The following is a 14,813-nucleotide window of genomic DNA, read 5'->3' as shown; positions in this document are numbered from 1 at the left end:
AACATTCGTTATTCGTTGTTCAACATTCGTTATTCGTTGTTCAACATTCGTTATTCGTTGTTCAACATTCGTTATCCGTTGTTCAACATTCGTTATTCGTTGTTTAACATTCGTTATTCGTTGATAAAAATCAAGATCTTCGCTTCCGCGGATTTACAGCGAGAACCAAAATTTTGAAACATTAAGATCATTAAGGACATTAAGATTTTTGAGTTTTTATATTTTGGCCAATTTTGATTTCTGCCCTTGATGCTGGGACTTTGTCTCGACACTGCTTCTTCTGCCACTGCAACTCTACTGCCACCGAAATAGCCCTGATGCAAGCGGTCAGCCTTTTGCAGGAAACGGCCAGATTTTTCGCTTTTGCGACAGCGACCGAAGGAAGCTCGTTGCAAAGGCTGAAAAAACGGTTGTTTTCAAGAAAGCTGAAAGCGGGTCAGCAGGATTTTGCTCCTAAAAATAAAAACCTTCGACAAGTTACCAATTTACCCGCCTTTGTAGGTTACAAAATTTCGAGGTGTTTCGTAAAGCGTGATCTCGAGCGAAAGGCCGGCGTCGAGGCGCGGACGCATTTTTTGCCAGATGATGTAGGCGATGTGCTCGGCCGTTGGGATCAATTGGGCGAATTCGGGCACGTCGAGGTTGAGATTTTTGTGGTCGAACGGCACCTCAACTTCTTCATAAATGATGTCAGCCAGGGTTTTGATGTCTATCACGTATCCGGTTTCAGGATCGACTTCGCCTGTCACGCTTGCGATGAGCTCGTAATTATGTCCGTGAAAATTCGCGTTGTTGCACTTGCCAAAAACCGAATCGTTCTTCTCGAACGACCAATCCTGGCGGTGCAAACGGTGCGCGGCGTTAAAATGTGCTTTTCTGGAAACGGTGGCTTTCAATTAATAATTGATAATTAATAATGAATAATGGGTTCTGAGACGTCTTTTATGCCGACTCTAAACCTTGTGCTCGTCAAGATAGTGATAAAATTCATCGAAAATGATGCGCGTCCAGATCGTGTAAAGTTCGGGACGTCTTTCCATGTCGCGTTTCACGTCGTCGATCGCCATCCATTTCCAATCTTCGACCTCTTCTTCGTTGATCTTGGGTTCGCCTTTGTAGAATCCGATCATGACATGGTCGAGTTCGTGCTCTGTCAAACCGTTGTCAAAAGGCGCTTTGTAGATGAAATGGAAGAGTTCGCGCAGTTCTGTCTCGAAGCCCATTTCCTCGCGAAGTCTTCTGGTTCCGGCCTCGAGGTTCGATTCACCTTCGCGTTGATGACTGCAGCAAGTGTTCGTCCACAGCAAAGGCGAATGGTATTTTTGGGCCGCGCGCTGTTGCAGCATCAATTCGTTTTTGTCGTTTAGGATAAAAACCGAAAACGCTCTGTGCAACACGGCTTTCTCGTGGGCCTCGAGCTTGGGCATAAGGCCGATTTGCTCGTCATTCTCGTTTACCAGGATTACTTTTTCTTCTTGCATGCTTGGTCAAAAGTACGGATTTGTGAGAAATGGTTTTTTGGGATTTTTTGGGTTTAACAATTTTTACGGAAAATCTGTATTCCGGATGTGTTTCGACACCTGGATTGGATCGGGAAACGACTTCTCATCCGTAAGAAAAATCAACCTCAAATCTTGCGGAAATTCAAAAATCCACAGGTTACTCGCTCGCGTAATACTTTTTCTGCTAAATTTACGTTTCCCAAAAATCTGCTAACATGCTGAATTTTACTTTAGTACATAGCGAGCCAAATCAACGTCACACCTACGCCTCCATTTCTATGAAACGATTTATGTTGAGCCTGAGCCTTTTATGCGCGATAGCCTCGAATGCACAATTGGCCGGCGACACCAATCTTGTTGCCGAAAACGAGCCCGGAAGATCGGCGAGAAGTTCCAGAGGCGGATCGACTGCAATGGAACTCAAGACCTTGACCGAAGCCGAACTGCTCCAAGCGATTTCCCAATCGAATGCCGAAACCAAGATCGCGATTTCCGAAGAACTCGTGGAGCGCAAGTCTGGCAAAGTTTACGAGCTTTTCACCAAACTGCTTACCGAAGACGATGTGGCAGAGCGCAAAATTGGGGTGATTTCGTATCAGACGAACGCCGCAAGCGAATTGTATGTCGCCGTGGCGCATCAGAAGGAAAAAGCCGACCGAAAAAAATATTACGAGAAAACGACCACAAAAGGTTTGCAGAAAGAACTCAAAGGCATGTTCGGACGCGATTACGACACCAAATGGACGCAGGCCGAAACCGATGCGTGCCTGGCCAAACTCACGGCAATCGCGCTTGCAGACAACAACGTCGCGCCCTTAACACTCAACACGATTTTTTATACGAGTAATTTCAAGAACAAGAATTACTCGCGCGTCAAATTTTTTGCACAAAAGTATCCGACAGCCGAGATTTTGGCGACTTTGGCCAATTTCAGGAATCCGTCCGATATCCAATATCTCACGAAACACGCGCAGGCTTCCTATCTCTCGTATTCGGTTTATCCGCACGCCGCTTTTTATCCGACCTTACAGATGAACGTCGACAAGGATTTCGAGAACAAGGATTTCCAGAACGCGATCACGGCATACAAAAATCTGGATTCGAAAGTGCTTTTGGATAAGGTTTGCAAGAATATTTGCAGCAATAACGCGGTAAAAGTGAATCGGGACGACAAATTGTTCCAGCTGTATTCAATCATCGAAAAACGCAATTGCCGACTTTACGATCCGATTCTGAAACACATCGACAAGCTTTTGCAATAACGCATTTCCCGCTATTTTGGCGGGATTTTTTTTGTGGATTTGTTCCGACCGATAAAAATCTGAAAACTACAATTTTAGCGCTTCCGCGATCTTGAGCGCACATTTTTCACCATCGATTGCCGCAGACACGATTCCGCCGGCGTAACCCGCGCCTTCTCCGCAAGGATAAAGTCCTTTTATTTGTGTGTGTTCAAGCGTTTCAGGATGTCTCGGAATGCGTACCGGAGACGAAGTTCTCGACTCTGGCGCGTGCAAAATCGCGTCGTTGGTGAAGTAACCTTTCATCGATTTCCCAAATTCCATAAAACCTTCTCTCATGATCTGCGTCAAAAAGCCGGGAAAAACCTGACCCAATTCGACCGATTCCGTTCCCGGGACGTAAGATGTTTTTGGAATGTCTGCCGAAACTTTCGACTGCGAGAAATCGACCATTCTTTGGGCCGGCACTTTTTGGGTTTGTCCGGCCAGTTGGAACGCGCGTTGTTCGATGCTTTTTTGGAATTCCATCCCGGCGAGCGCCCCGAATTGGGCGAAAGGCTTGAAATCTTCAAGTTTGAGTTCGACGACGATTCCCGAATTCGCCGTGATCTGATCGCGTTTCGAAGGCGACCAACCGTTTGTCACGACCTCGCCCGGACTCGTGGCACAAGGCGCGATCACGCCGCCCGGACACATGCAAAACGAATACATGCCGCGGCCGTTGACTTGTTTGACGACAGAATATGGCGCCGGTGGAAGAAATTCGCCTCGGTAATCGCAACTGTACTGGATCTGGTCAATCAATTCCTGCGGATGTTCGGCACGCACGCCCAAAGCGAAAGGTTTTGCCTCGATCGCTACTTTTTTGCGATGGAGCAATTCGAAAATATCGCGAGCGGAATGTCCGGTGGCAAGAATGAGTTTGTTGGCCGAAATCACATCGCCGTTTTGGGTCACGATTCCTCGTATTTCGCCCGATTTTATCAAAATGTCGTCCACTCTTGTGTCGAACAGAACCTGTCCGCCGCATTCGATTATCTTTTCGCGAATGTCCTCGATGATCTTTGGAAGTTTGTTTGTTCCGATGTGCGGATGCGCCTCGACGAGAATTTCGGGAGTCGCGCCAAAGGCCACCAAAAGTTTGAGAATCCTTTCGACATCACCGCGTTTTTTGGAGCGTGTGTAGAGTTTTCCGTCCGAATAGGTTCCAGCGCCGCCTTCTCCAAAACAATAATTGGAATCCGGATTTACGATGTGGTCGCGGTTGATCGCTTTGAGGTCGCGACGACGGCCTTTTACGTCTTTTCCTCTTTCGACCACGATCGGCTTCAAGCCTAGTTCGACGAGTTGCAAAGCGGCGAAAAGTCCGGCCGGACCGGCTCCAACGACAATCACTTCCTGAGCATTCGCCACATTTTTGTAATCGGGAAGCGCTATTTTTTGTTCGGATATCTTTTCGCCCGAGAAGAAAATCTCGAGTTTGAGATTGATCTTGATGGCTTTTTGGCGCGCATCGATCGAACGTTTGAGAATGTTGACGTGCTGGATTTCGTTGACGGACGTTCGCAGCAACTTGGCTGCGTGTTCCTTCAAGAAAGCGCTCTGGGTCGCCTGTTCTGGCGAAACTTGAATGAGAAGCTCTTTTGGCATGCGGCAAAAATAGTCAAAAAGTGCGAATGTGACCGAATGCCGAAGTGATCATGAATCGGTCAAAAAACGAGTACCGACATTCGATTATCTTTCCTCAAAAGCGTGAAAAGCGAAAGATGCCAGCCAGTGTTCGCCTTCGTAATTGCCGTCGACGACTTTCGGAAGTGAATAGTTCATGTGCGTGTCGGCGAGCGTTTTCAAGTGTCCGAACTCTTTTGGGTATTGTTTGATAAGCCGATAAAAATTCCACGCGCGCGAAAAGTTGAGTCCGTAAAGGTGCACGAGCAAACCATCTTGGGCATCGGCGACTTTTCCCGTTTCCCAATCAAATTTCGTCCGAAATAAATCTAGCATAAAAGCACGCAACCATTTCAGGAATTCGTCCTTGGGCAAAACCCGCTGCATGATCCCGATTTCTTCAAGACATGGCGACAGGAAATCAGTTCCCGAAGGCTCGAGGTGATACGGATACTTTTTGTCCTTTTTGAAGAAACGCACGGCATTGTCGCGAATCGTGTTCTGGAGCGCTTCATCTTTGCTCCAGACGGCGTAATCCCAAACGAAAGTCAGCCCAAAAGCCGTATTGGAATGGGTTCCGACACGAATCGGATAAAGCAATTTGGGCAGATATTTCTTGTAGCGCTCGCCAAACATCTGGGTCAAAGGCCGCAAGTTGGCTACCAATTCCTTAGCATAAGGTTCTTTGGATTGCTCGAGTTCGAGTTGGAGTTTAAAAATCCAGTTCCAGCCGTAAGTGCGTTCAAAAGTTTTCTCGAATTGGCGGTCGAGATAGGCCATTTCAACCGCGATATTTTGCTTGGACAGATTCGTTTTGAGCTTTGAAATAATTTCATCCCGACTTGAAATTTCGGGAAACCGATTGAGCAAATACACCAAACTCCAATGCCCGTGAACCGACGAATGCCAATCGAAACAGCCGTAAAAAGCCGGATGGATTTGTTTGGGATTCTTGATTTGCGTGCTGTCGGCGAGCGTTTGTCCCAACATATTCGGGTATTCCTTTTGCAGACATTTGAGCGGAAGCGTCGCGAGATGGCTGGCTTGCTCTGATGTAAGTTGTTGTGCCGACGAAAACTTGAAGATCAGGAGAAATAATACGAAATACTTCATAACGCGTGTTTTTCCAAAACTACTGCTTTTCGAAAAAAAATTTTACGTCTATTCCCTGGTTGAGATAAGGTATTGTTTTTTTATCCGATGGGGAAAAAAACCAAGAAATTCGTGGATTTACACATAGGAAATTATCTTTGCCCAATGAGAAAAATCAAAATGATATGGGATTTTCGTGGTCCGGCGGCGGCAAAAACGGCTGAGCATCATGAAATTCACCTCAAGGAATACATTGCCATGGAAAAACTTCCGTTGGAAATCACCGGATTTGAAATCTTGAACGAAATGCATGCAATTGCTTATGTCGTTGTCACCGATGCCGAAATGATTCAGGTTCGGGATGCTTTGAAACCGCATCGCGGCGAGCTCTACGAGGGATAAAAACTTCGTTGTTCAACATTCGTTGTTCGTTGTTCGTTATTCAACATTCAATTGCTCGCTTTCGCGGATTTTACATTGAAACCTTTAAATTTTGAACCATTAAGATCGTTAAGAGCATTAAGGTCTTTCAGCTTAGCTTTTTGGTAAATTTTAGTATTGGCTTTTACTCATGGAAATCAACATTCGCTGTTCGTTGTTCGTTGTTTCTTGTTCGTTGTTCGTTGTTCGTTGTTCAACATTCAATTTCTCGCTTTCGCGGATTTTACATTGAAACCTTTAAATTTTTGAACAATTAAGATAGTTAAAAGCAGTTAAGGTTTTTCAGCTTAGCTTTTTGGTAAATTTCAGTTTTTGGCTCCTAACTTGCTTCGTTTTCTGAGGCAAAAACTGTTTGCTGCCATTCGCAGACGTCAATTGTCTCCGTTGGAATTTGATCCCGATAGACTTCGGGATGGAATTTGGGTTTTGGGATTTGGGATTTGGAATTTTTTAGGAATTTACCCTTAGTTCGCGACTTCGGAAATAAACTTCACCCGCATCAGCCTCAATTCCTCAATGTCGTAATCGCCTTCGAATTCCTTGAGCGCATCCTCGATCTTATCGGTTTCCGAACCCATGAAATAGTCCAGGATTTCCTCTTGTTGATCGTCGTCCAAAAGATCGTCTATCCAGTATTTGATGTTGAGTTTGGTGCCCGAATAAACGATGATCTCCATTTCCTTGAGCAAGGCATCCATATTCATTCCCTTTGCTTTGGCGATGTCGTCGAGCGAAAGTTTGCGGTCGACGCTTTGGATGATGAACAGTTTGTTGGCCGAATTGGCTCCCGTAGATTTCACCACGAGATCGTCCGGACGCGTGATGTCGTTATCCTCGACGTATTTGGCGATGAGTTCGACAAAATCCTTTCCGTATTTCTTGGCCTTGCCCTCGCCTATTCCGTGCACATTCGAAAGTTCTTCGAGCGAGATTGGATATTTGAGCGCCATGTCTTCGAGCGAAGGATCCTGAAACACCACAAACGGCGGCACTCCAAGCTTTTTGGACACTTTTTTGCGAAGATCGCGCAACATTCCCATTAGATTTTCGTCGGCGACTCCGGTCGATTTGCTCTGGGTGACGATCGTGTCGTCTTCGCCACCTTCGTATTCGTGATCTTCTGTCATCAAGAACGACGTAGGGTTCTTGATAAAACCCAAACCTTTTTCGGTGACTTTTAGAATGCCGTAAGTTTCGATGTCCTTGGACAGGTAATTTTCTACCAAAACTTGTCTTATGAGCGCCATCCAATGTCTTTCTTCCTGATCTGATCCCGTTCCGAAAAACGGCTGCGTGTCTGTTCTATGGGCTTTTATGACAGCATTTACCTTTCCGATAAGCGTAAAGACGATTTCCTTGGCTTTGTAAAGATGCTTGGTATCGCGCACGACTTCGAGCAACAACTTCACGTCGTCTTTCGCCTCTTTTTTCTTCTTCGGATTACGCATGTTGTCATCCATGTCGCCTCCGTCCCCGGTTTCCGGATCGAATTCTTCCCCGAAATAATGCAGCAGGAATTTCCGTCTCGACATCGAAGTTTCGGCATAAGACACGACTTCCTGCAAAAGCGCAAACCCAATTTCCTGTTCGGCGACCGGTTTTCCCGACAGGAATTTCTCGAGCTTCTCAACGTCTTTGTACGAGTAATAGGCCAAACAATGACCTTCGCCTCCATCGCGTCCGGCGCGACCGGTTTCCTGATAATAGCTTTCGAGAGACTTTGGGATGTCGTGATGAATCACGAAACGCACGTCAGGCTTGTCGATTCCCATTCCGAAAGCGATCGTGGCCACGACGACCTCGACGTCTTCCATCAGGAACATGTCCTGGTGTTTGGCGCGCGTTTTGGCGTCAAGTCCGGCGTGATACGGAACCGCTTGAATTCCGTTCACTTGCAAAACCTGCGCGATCGCTTCGACTTTTTTGCGGCTCAGGCAATAAATGATGCCCGATTTTCCTTTGTGATTCCTGATGAAGCGAATGATGTCGGCTTCGATATTCTTCGTTTTCGGACGTACTTCGTAATACAAATTCGGTCTGTTGAACGAAGCTTTGTAAACGTCGGCGTCCGGAATGTCCAGATTTTTGAGGATGTCTTCCTGGACTTTCGGAGTTGCGGTCGCGGTCAAGCCGATGATTGGGATATCTCCGAAATTCTTGATGATCGAGCGAAGATTGCGGTATTCCGGACGGAAATCGTGTCCCCATTCTGAAATACAGTGGGCTTCGTCAATGGCGACGAACGACAGTTTTTGCGTCTTGAGGAAATCAGCGTACTCTTCCTTTATCAGCGATTCCGGGGCGACGTATAACAATTTCGTCTTTCCGGCCGCAATGTCGCTCTTGACCGTCTGGATTTCAGACTTGGTCAACGAGGAGTTCAAAACGTGGGCCACGCCGGGTTCGGCAGAAATTCCTCGTATGGCGTCAACCTGGTTTTTCATGAGCGCGATCAATGGAGAAACGACGATGGCCGTTCCGTCTTCGATCAGCGCAGGCAATTGATAGCAAAGTGACTTTCCGCCGCCCGTTGGCATGATCACGAAAACGTCGCGTTTTGCTAAAATGCTTTTGATGACTTGCTCCTGCAAGCCCTTGAACTGGCTGAAACCAAAATACTTCCGTAACTGCTGATGTATATCAATTTCGGGTAGATTCATTCTAAGGGATAAGGGTAATTTGCGTACATTTGCTTTCCCTAAAGATAACATTTATTTTTACGGATACAAAACTTTCTAGCATCACAATCTTTTGATGAATACCGAAAAAATACTGGCATCCGCCAAGCGAACCATCCTCGCTGAAAGCCAAGCGATTGCCACACTTTCCGATTTACTTACAGACGATTTTGTCAACGCGGCGCAGGTTATTTTCAGCGCCTCGGGACGCGTCGTGGTAACGGGTATCGGCAAGAGCGCGATCATCGCCCAAAAGATCGTCGCGACGCTGAATTCCACGGGAACGCCGGCTATGTTTTTGCACGCTTCCGAAGCCATTCACGGCGATTTGGGAATGGTGCAGCCCGAAGATGTCGTAATCTGCATTTCCAAAAGCGGAAACAGTCCCGAAATCAAGGTTTTGGTCGATATTTTGAAGCGCTTCGGAAACAAGCTTATCGGAATGACCGGAAACGTGACTTCGTTCCTCGCGAAAAGTTCCGACCTTGTTCTCGATACGACGGTCGCAGCCGAAGCCGATCCCAACAATCTCGCGCCAACGAATTCCACGACGGCTCAACTCGTCATGGGCGACGCGCTTGCGGTTTGCCTGATCGAGATGCGCGGTTTCGGCCCCGAAGCTTTCGCCAAATACCATCCGGGCGGCGCACTTGGCAAAAAACTGCTGCTCAGGGTCGGCGATATGCTCGATCAGACGCATCGTCCCGTCGTTGGTCCGGGTTCGTCGGTCAAGAACGTCATTGTCGAGATTTCACAAAAACGACTTGGCGTGACGGCAGTTGAGGAAAACGGACACGTCATCGGAATAATTACCGACGGAGACATCCGCCGCATGCTTGAAACCCAGGATTCTTTCGTCGGCTTGACCGCAAAAGACATCATGACCAAAAACCCGAAATATGTATCTTCCGTAAGTATGGTCGTGGATGCACTGAATACTATGGAAGATTTTTCGATCACACAACTCATTGTCGTTGATGAAGGCGCTTACAAAGGCGTCATCCACTTGCACGACATTTTAAAAGAAGGCGTCGTATAATGGCCAAAAAACCTAAAAAACCAATGAACGAAATGACGTTCATGGACCATCTTGAAGAATTGCGTTGGCTTTTGGTGCGCAGTACAATCGTAGTGCTGATCATGGCTATGATCATTTTCTTTGTCAGTGATTACCTTTTCGACGAAATCGTGCTCGCGCCGTTGAAACCGGAATTCGTGACTTACGGCTTCTTTTGCGATCTCGCCCAGCAACTCAACGTTTCAGACATTTGTGTAACGGCGAAAGACTTCAATTTCATCATTCAGAATACCGATATGGAAGGCCAGGTCAACATTTTGGTCTGGATGTGTATCGTGGGCGGATTCATCGCCGGTTTCCCTTACATTCTTTGGGAATTCTGGAAGTTCATCAGTCCGGCTTTGTATGAAAAGGAACGCAAGGGCGCCAAAGTTTTCATTACCGTTTCCTCGCTTTTGTTCTTTATCGGAGTGCTTTTCGGATACTATCTGATCACGCCGATGTCCGTGAACTTTTTCGCGACCTTTACTGTGAGCGATTTGGTCAAGAACCAGTTCAATCTCGATTCCTATATGAGCATGTTGAAAACCTCGCTTATCGCTTGCGGACTGTTTTTCGAACTTCCCGTAATCATCTATTTCCTCGCGAGATTGGGATTGGTCACGGCCGAATTGCTGAGAAAAACACGCAGATGGTCGATCGTGGGGATTTTGGTCGTAGCAGCGATCGTAACGCCTCCGGACGTTGTAAGCCAAGTCATCGTTTCCATCCCGATGATCATCATTTTCGAAGGAAGTATCGTGATTGCGGCACTCGTCGGAAAAAAGAAAAAAGCAGAAGAACTCGCCAACACGTAAATCATGTCAGACTCAGTACAGGAATTCAACGATTACCGTTCCAAAATGAACGAGAAGCTTTTGGCCGACAACAACAAGGTCATCAAGCGCATTTTCAATCTCGACACCAACGCTTACGCAGAAGGCGCTCTTGACGTGAAAACCAAGGAATTGCTAGGACTTGTCGCCTCTACGGTTCTGCGCTGCGACGATTGCGTGAAATACCATTTGGAAACCAGCCACAAAGAAGGCGTGACCAAAGAAGAAATGATGGAAGCCATGGGAATCGCGACTTTGGTTGGCGGCACGATCGTGATTCCGCATTTGAGACGCGCTTATGAATTTTGGGAAGCGCTTGAGCAATCGAAATAATTGTTTGTTAAAGACATAACACCTTTGGCGCGCTAATTCGTTTATTTGTCGCGCGGCATCGTTCGACATCCTGACATTTGACATTCGACTTACACATGAAACTAAGAGCTGAGAATCTGATAAAAACCTACAAGAAAAGAACTGTCGTAAAAGGCATTTCGGTTGAAGTGAACCAAGGAGAAATCGTGGGTTTGCTCGGGCCGAACGGAGCCGGAAAAACGACTTCTTTCTACATGATCGTAGGTTTGGTCAAGCCGAATTCGGGCACGATCTACCTCGATCAGACCGACATTACCGATTTCCCGATGTACAAACGCGCCCAAAACGGAATCGGATATCTGGCTCAGGAAGCGTCGGTTTTCAGGAAACTCAGCATCGAAGACAATATCATGAGCGTGCTGCAGCTCACAGACCTTACCAAGGACGAACAGGAAGCCAAGATGGAATCTTTGCTGGACGAGTTTTCGCTTCAACACATCCGCACCAATAGAGGCGACCTTTTGTCAGGTGGCGAAAGACGTCGTACCGAGATCGCGCGCGCCTTGGCAACGGATCCCAAATTCATCCTGCTTGACGAACCGTTTGCCGGAGTCGATCCTGTCGCGGTCGAGGACATACAACGAATCGTCGCCCAACTCAAGGACAAGAACATCGGAATTCTGATTACCGACCACAACGTACAGGAAACTTTGGCGATCACAGAGAAAAGTTACCTGATGTTTGAAGGCGGAATCCTAAAGGCCGGAACGCCGGAGGAATTGGTTCAGGACGAAATGGTCCGCCGCGTTTATTTGGGTCAGAATTTCGAGCTTCGCAAGAAAAAGCTGGATTTCGCCCCAAAAAGCCAGGACGCCGACGCTTCGCATTGATCCGAAAATTTCCCTGACATGAAACTTGTGAGTCGCTTGAAAGTATTTCTTTTGATTTTGGCGATTGGCAACACTTCTTGCCACTTGGTTCCATGCGGGTGGAATGCAGACTACGATATCGTCATTCAAAAACCTCTTCCGGGAAAAGTCGAAGGAAAGTATGTCCTAAGCCAAAAATCTCAGGAGTTTCTCAAGTTCGATTTTTCGAGGTGGCCAAAATATCTTCATCTATCGCAAACCGGCAAATACACATTTTTCAACAATCCGAAGCAACCGTCAAAACAAGGAAATTGGCGACTGTATTGCGATGGCAAATCCAATTGTAAGATGGAATTGGAAGGTATCACGGTCGAGGACTTGGGCGAGAAAGACTCTGACATCGCCGTTTTGGTCACGATCGGTGACCCCGACAGTTGCGAAGGAATCGCCTACGAAAAAGTCAATTGAACAAAATTTCCAATCAAGGAATTCACCATTTTTCCTTTTCCATCAGACTTCTCAAATACAGCTCGTCCTGTTGCATCGCGTCAGGTTTGCTTTGCTGCTGATATTGTTTGATGACGCTGTGCGCGTTTACGACCGCGTCTTTGTAGGTCGGGAATTCTTTAGCGACCGTGACCAAGTTGTTCAAAGCTTTCAGGCCTTTTCCGCTTTTTATCAGATAGAAAGCATATTGCGACCGGAAATACGGGCAATGATGGAATTCCGGTGCCACTTTTTCCCATTCCGTTTCGGGCGCATCCGAACTTTTGAGCAAACCGACGGCGTAAACCGACGAATGCGCAATATCATTCCGGAAACAGACCAGGTCGTAAAGTCCGAAATTCTGTGATCCGGATTTGGCCAGTTTGCTGCTTGCGACCACGGCTTTGTAAATCTCGTGAGCGCGCGATTGGTTGCCTTTCAGATGTAAAATATCGGCTAGGACCAATTGGGCGCGACGCGATCTCGAATCGATGGAAACCGCTTTTTCGGCATATTTCAAACCTTCGTCCAAACGCGAAAGCACGAACATGCAGCGCGCGTAAGAAGCCAGGAATTCGGCGTCGTCGAAATCTTCGGGCTGACCGAATTGCTTGATGAACTTGAGCGCTTTTTCGGGAAAACGATCCACGACGAAGCGTTCGATTGCCTGCCATCTCTCGACGACCATCAAGTAATGCTGATCGAGCGCAGCAAACAGGATCGCGCGTTTGTCCCAAGGTTTCTCAACGTTTTTGAGTTCCTCGTAAACCGACGGAAAAGCCTGCTGCGGCAAAACCGGATCGCCGAATTTATTGTCGAGATCGGCCTGAAAATCTGGATCGGCTATGCTGAAATAGCGCGCGAACTCGCGGTTGAAAAAATCGGTAAAAGTCTTGTCTTCGTCAAAAGACGACTTGTTCTGGAAAAGTGAATCGAAAAATCCCATCTATATGCGAAGATTCTGGAGTTGGGATTTTGGCCCATTGTAAATATTCAAGTCGATCGGCGTTGGAATCCCGGGAATTTCGGCACTTTCGGTGAATTGCCAAAACATCCATTCGTCCTCGATTTCCTCCACGAAAAAATTGTAGTTGGCAATCCAAAAGACGTAACCTTTGAATTCGTCCTTGAGAAAATCGTCGTAATATCTTTCGCCCGAATAGATTATCGGAGCGACTTTGTAGTGTTTTTCGATTGCGTTGCACCAGCGGTGAAGCCCGACGATCAGGCTGTCCATCGATTGGTTTTCGGGAATTTTCTCGATGTCGAGAACCGGTGGCAGATCGCCTGGTCTGAGTCTGACGTTGAGGATAAAATGCGCCGCTTGCTCGAGCGAATTCTCGTTCGGACGGTAATAATGATAGGCGCCGCGAATGAGTCCGCGCTTCCCGGCCGCTTCCCAGTTTTGTTTGAAACAGGCGTCGATGCGGTTTTTTCCGGCCGTCGAGCGGATGAAAACAAAGTCGAGCGGATACAGATTCTCTACCGAATCGATTTCCGCCCAATTGATCTCGCCCTGATATTCCGAAATGTCAAAACCGATGGATTTTCCGTGGTGACGCGTGAGGACTTCGACATTTCTCACGTCAGACAACCGCTTTTGTTCGGCCGTCATCTTTTTATCGGTCTTGAAACTGAAATAGTACAGGATCGCGTTTCTGTAATGCCATCCGACCCCGACGAAAAGTCCGAGCACGAAAAGCGCGATCACCGAGCGAACGACGATTTTTTGCACCGACGATTTCTTCGACCTGGAACGCGAACGCGATGTAGGTTTGCGCGTCGCCATTTATTTTCTGTTCATTCGGTTGTTGATGACAGACATCGCTATGTAAGTCAGGATTATGAGCGGAACGCCCGCAAATTGGAAGAAAGCCAGCAGCAAAACACAGATGGCAAGGAAAACGAATTGTATCGAATTGTCCTTGAAAGAGAATTTCTTGATCTTGAGCGAAAACAGCGGGATTTCGGCGTTCAGCATAAATGCGCTCAAGGCCGTGATGGCGAGCAGCACCAAAACTTCGGTGAAAACGCCGTAAAGGATGAACGATTCCCTGTCGCGGATTATCGGCAAACTCAGTATTACCAACGTATTGGCAGGCGTAGGAAGCCCGATGAACGAGTCGGTTTGTCTTGTGTCGATGTTGAATTTGGCCAATCGCATGCAAGAACCCAAAGTGATGATGAATCCGCAAAGGCAAATCCAGAATTTGGGATCGGACAGTGAGATTTCTTTCAATTGAACGGCTTCGTCCAACATAAAAAACATAGTCAATCCCGGAACGACTCCGCTTGTGACCATATCGGCCAACGAATCCAACTGCAAACCCAATTCGGATGAAGTCTTGAACATTCGCGCGAAAAATCCGTCAAAAAAATCGAAGAAAATGCCCAAAGCGACGAACAAAAACGCCAACAGATAATTGTGCTCGAAGGCGAAAATCAGGGCGATGCAGCCCGAAAACAGATTGAGAAGCGTAAGCAGGTTGGGCAAATGTCGCAAAAGGCGCATCAAATGTGTTTTTTATTGTCAGGATAAGCGCAAATGTAGTACAATAACTTCACGCCGAACGCGTTTTTAAGAGAGTTTTTAACGCTCGTCGCACGCCTCGAATTTGTGCGTCTTTACTT

General features: G+C 47.0%; 14 protein-coding genes. 6 read left to right on the top strand and 8 right to left on the bottom strand.

What is annotated here, in order from left to right; all coding sequences use genetic code 11:
- Positions 1-485: 485 nt before the first annotated feature.
- Complete coding sequence (locus tag EOO49_RS12175; protein WP_290846044.1) at positions 486-896, bottom strand: 6-carboxytetrahydropterin synthase; 411 nt, start codon at positions 894-896, stop codon at positions 486-488.
- A gap of 57 nt (positions 897-953) precedes the next feature.
- Positions 954-1,481 (bottom strand): isopentenyl-diphosphate Delta-isomerase, encoded by a 528-nt coding sequence (idi, locus tag EOO49_RS12170; RefSeq protein ID WP_290846042.1) that lies wholly within the window; start codon positions 1,479-1,481, stop codon positions 954-956.
- 299 nt (positions 1,482-1,780) lie between these two features.
- On the opposite strand from idi, the gene EOO49_RS12165 reads away from it, so the two are divergent.
- Positions 1,781-2,764: a hypothetical protein gene (locus tag EOO49_RS12165; protein ID WP_290846040.1), complete on the top strand. Its 984-nt coding sequence runs from the start codon at positions 1,781-1,783 to the stop codon at positions 2,762-2,764.
- A gap of 66 nt (positions 2,765-2,830) precedes the next feature.
- Here the strand turns inward: EOO49_RS12165 and EOO49_RS12160 are convergent, their stop codons facing one another.
- Together EOO49_RS12160 and EOO49_RS12155 are read right to left on the bottom strand one after the other, a co-directional pair.
- Positions 2,831-4,393: an NAD(P)/FAD-dependent oxidoreductase gene (locus tag EOO49_RS12160; RefSeq protein WP_290846038.1), complete on the bottom strand. Its 1,563-nt coding sequence runs from the start codon at positions 4,391-4,393 to the stop codon at positions 2,831-2,833.
- Positions 4,394-4,477: 84 nt separating this feature from the next.
- Positions 4,478-5,524, bottom strand: a complete 1,047-nt coding sequence (locus EOO49_RS12155) for a DUF2891 domain-containing protein (RefSeq protein WP_290846036.1) — start codon at positions 5,522-5,524, stop codon at positions 4,478-4,480.
- A gap of 144 nt (positions 5,525-5,668) precedes the next feature.
- On the opposite strand from EOO49_RS12155, the gene EOO49_RS12150 reads away from it, so the two are divergent.
- A complete protein-coding gene (locus tag EOO49_RS12150) occupies positions 5,669-5,905 on the top strand; it encodes a hypothetical protein (protein ID WP_290846034.1) in 237 nt (78 codons plus the stop codon).
- 503 nt (positions 5,906-6,408) lie between these two features.
- Here the strand turns inward: EOO49_RS12150 and recQ are convergent.
- Positions 6,409-8,604, bottom strand: a complete 2,196-nt coding sequence (recQ, locus tag EOO49_RS12145; RefSeq protein ID WP_290846032.1) for a DNA helicase RecQ — start codon at positions 8,602-8,604, stop codon at positions 6,409-6,411.
- A gap of 91 nt (positions 8,605-8,695) precedes the next feature.
- On the opposite strand from recQ, the gene EOO49_RS12140 reads away from it, so the two are divergent.
- From EOO49_RS12140 to lptB, 4 genes are all read left to right on the top strand, one after another.
- Entirely contained in the window at positions 8,696-9,661 is a 966-nt protein-coding gene (locus EOO49_RS12140) for a KpsF/GutQ family sugar-phosphate isomerase (protein ID WP_290846030.1), read from the top strand.
- Positions 9,662-9,693: 32 nt separating this feature from the next.
- The gene (gene tatC, locus EOO49_RS12135) at positions 9,694-10,497 is read left to right on the top strand and encodes a twin-arginine translocase subunit TatC (RefSeq protein WP_290846178.1); all 804 of its coding nucleotides are present in this window, start codon (positions 9,694-9,696) and stop codon (positions 10,495-10,497) included.
- Between the two features lie 3 nt (positions 10,498-10,500).
- Positions 10,501-10,848: a carboxymuconolactone decarboxylase family protein gene (locus tag EOO49_RS12130; RefSeq protein WP_290846028.1), complete on the top strand. Its 348-nt coding sequence runs from the start codon at positions 10,501-10,503 to the stop codon at positions 10,846-10,848.
- A gap of 95 nt (positions 10,849-10,943) precedes the next feature.
- Entirely contained in the window at positions 10,944-11,717 is a 774-nt protein-coding gene (lptB, locus tag EOO49_RS12125) for an LPS export ABC transporter ATP-binding protein (RefSeq protein WP_290846026.1), read from the top strand.
- Between the two features lie 469 nt (positions 11,718-12,186).
- Here lptB and EOO49_RS12120 read toward each other — a convergent pair whose 3' ends face one another.
- Genes EOO49_RS12120 through EOO49_RS12110 form a run of 3 tightly spaced genes read right to left on the bottom strand, consistent with a single transcriptional unit; the run spans position 12,187 to position 14,694 of the window.
- On the bottom strand, positions 12,187-13,128 hold the full coding sequence (locus EOO49_RS12120) for a hypothetical protein (RefSeq protein WP_290846024.1): 942 nt from the start codon (positions 13,126-13,128) through the stop codon (positions 12,187-12,189).
- The gene (locus EOO49_RS12115; RefSeq protein ID WP_290846023.1) at positions 13,129-13,971 is read right to left on the bottom strand and encodes a GH25 family lysozyme; all 843 of its coding nucleotides are present in this window, start codon (positions 13,969-13,971) and stop codon (positions 13,129-13,131) included.
- Positions 13,972-14,694, bottom strand: a complete 723-nt coding sequence (locus EOO49_RS12110; RefSeq protein WP_290846021.1) for a CDP-alcohol phosphatidyltransferase family protein — start codon at positions 14,692-14,694, stop codon at positions 13,972-13,974.
- Positions 14,695-14,813 lie beyond the last annotated feature (119 nt).

The organism is Flavobacterium sp. (genome assembly GCF_004295795.1).
Lineage (GTDB): Bacteria > Bacteroidota > Bacteroidia > Flavobacteriales > Flavobacteriaceae > Flavobacterium.
The sequence above is the reverse complement of the archived record's forward strand: the minus strand, read 5'-3'. Positions and strand labels throughout refer to the sequence as shown.

Coding starts and splice junctions, on each gene's coding strand:
- idi (WP_290846042.1), bottom strand. CDS start 1,481: ATGCAAGAAGAAAAAGTAATCCTGGTAAACGAGAATGACGAGCAAATC.
- EOO49_RS12165 (WP_290846040.1), top strand. CDS start 1,781: ATGAAACGATTTATGTTGAGCCTGAGCCTTTTATGCGCGATAGCCTCG.
- EOO49_RS12160 (WP_290846038.1), bottom strand. CDS start 4,393: ATGCCAAAAGAGCTTCTCATTCAAGTTTCGCCAGAACAGGCGACCCAG.
- EOO49_RS12155 (WP_290846036.1), bottom strand. CDS start 5,524: ATGAAGTATTTCGTATTATTTCTCCTGATCTTCAAGTTTTCGTCGGCA.
- EOO49_RS12150 (WP_290846034.1), top strand. CDS start 5,669: ATGAGAAAAATCAAAATGATATGGGATTTTCGTGGTCCGGCGGCGGCA.
- recQ (WP_290846032.1), bottom strand. CDS start 8,604: ATGAATCTACCCGAAATTGATATACATCAGCAGTTACGGAAGTATTTT.
- tatC (WP_290846178.1), top strand. CDS start 9,694: ATGACGTTCATGGACCATCTTGAAGAATTGCGTTGGCTTTTGGTGCGC.
- EOO49_RS12130 (WP_290846028.1), top strand. CDS start 10,501: ATGTCAGACTCAGTACAGGAATTCAACGATTACCGTTCCAAAATGAAC.
- lptB (WP_290846026.1), top strand. CDS start 10,944: ATGAAACTAAGAGCTGAGAATCTGATAAAAACCTACAAGAAAAGAACT.
- EOO49_RS12120 (WP_290846024.1), bottom strand. CDS start 13,128: ATGGGATTTTTCGATTCACTTTTCCAGAACAAGTCGTCTTTTGACGAA.
- EOO49_RS12115 (WP_290846023.1), bottom strand. CDS start 13,971: ATGGCGACGCGCAAACCTACATCGCGTTCGCGTTCCAGGTCGAAGAAA.
- EOO49_RS12110 (WP_290846021.1), bottom strand. CDS start 14,694: ATGCGCCTTTTGCGACATTTGCCCAACCTGCTTACGCTTCTCAATCTG.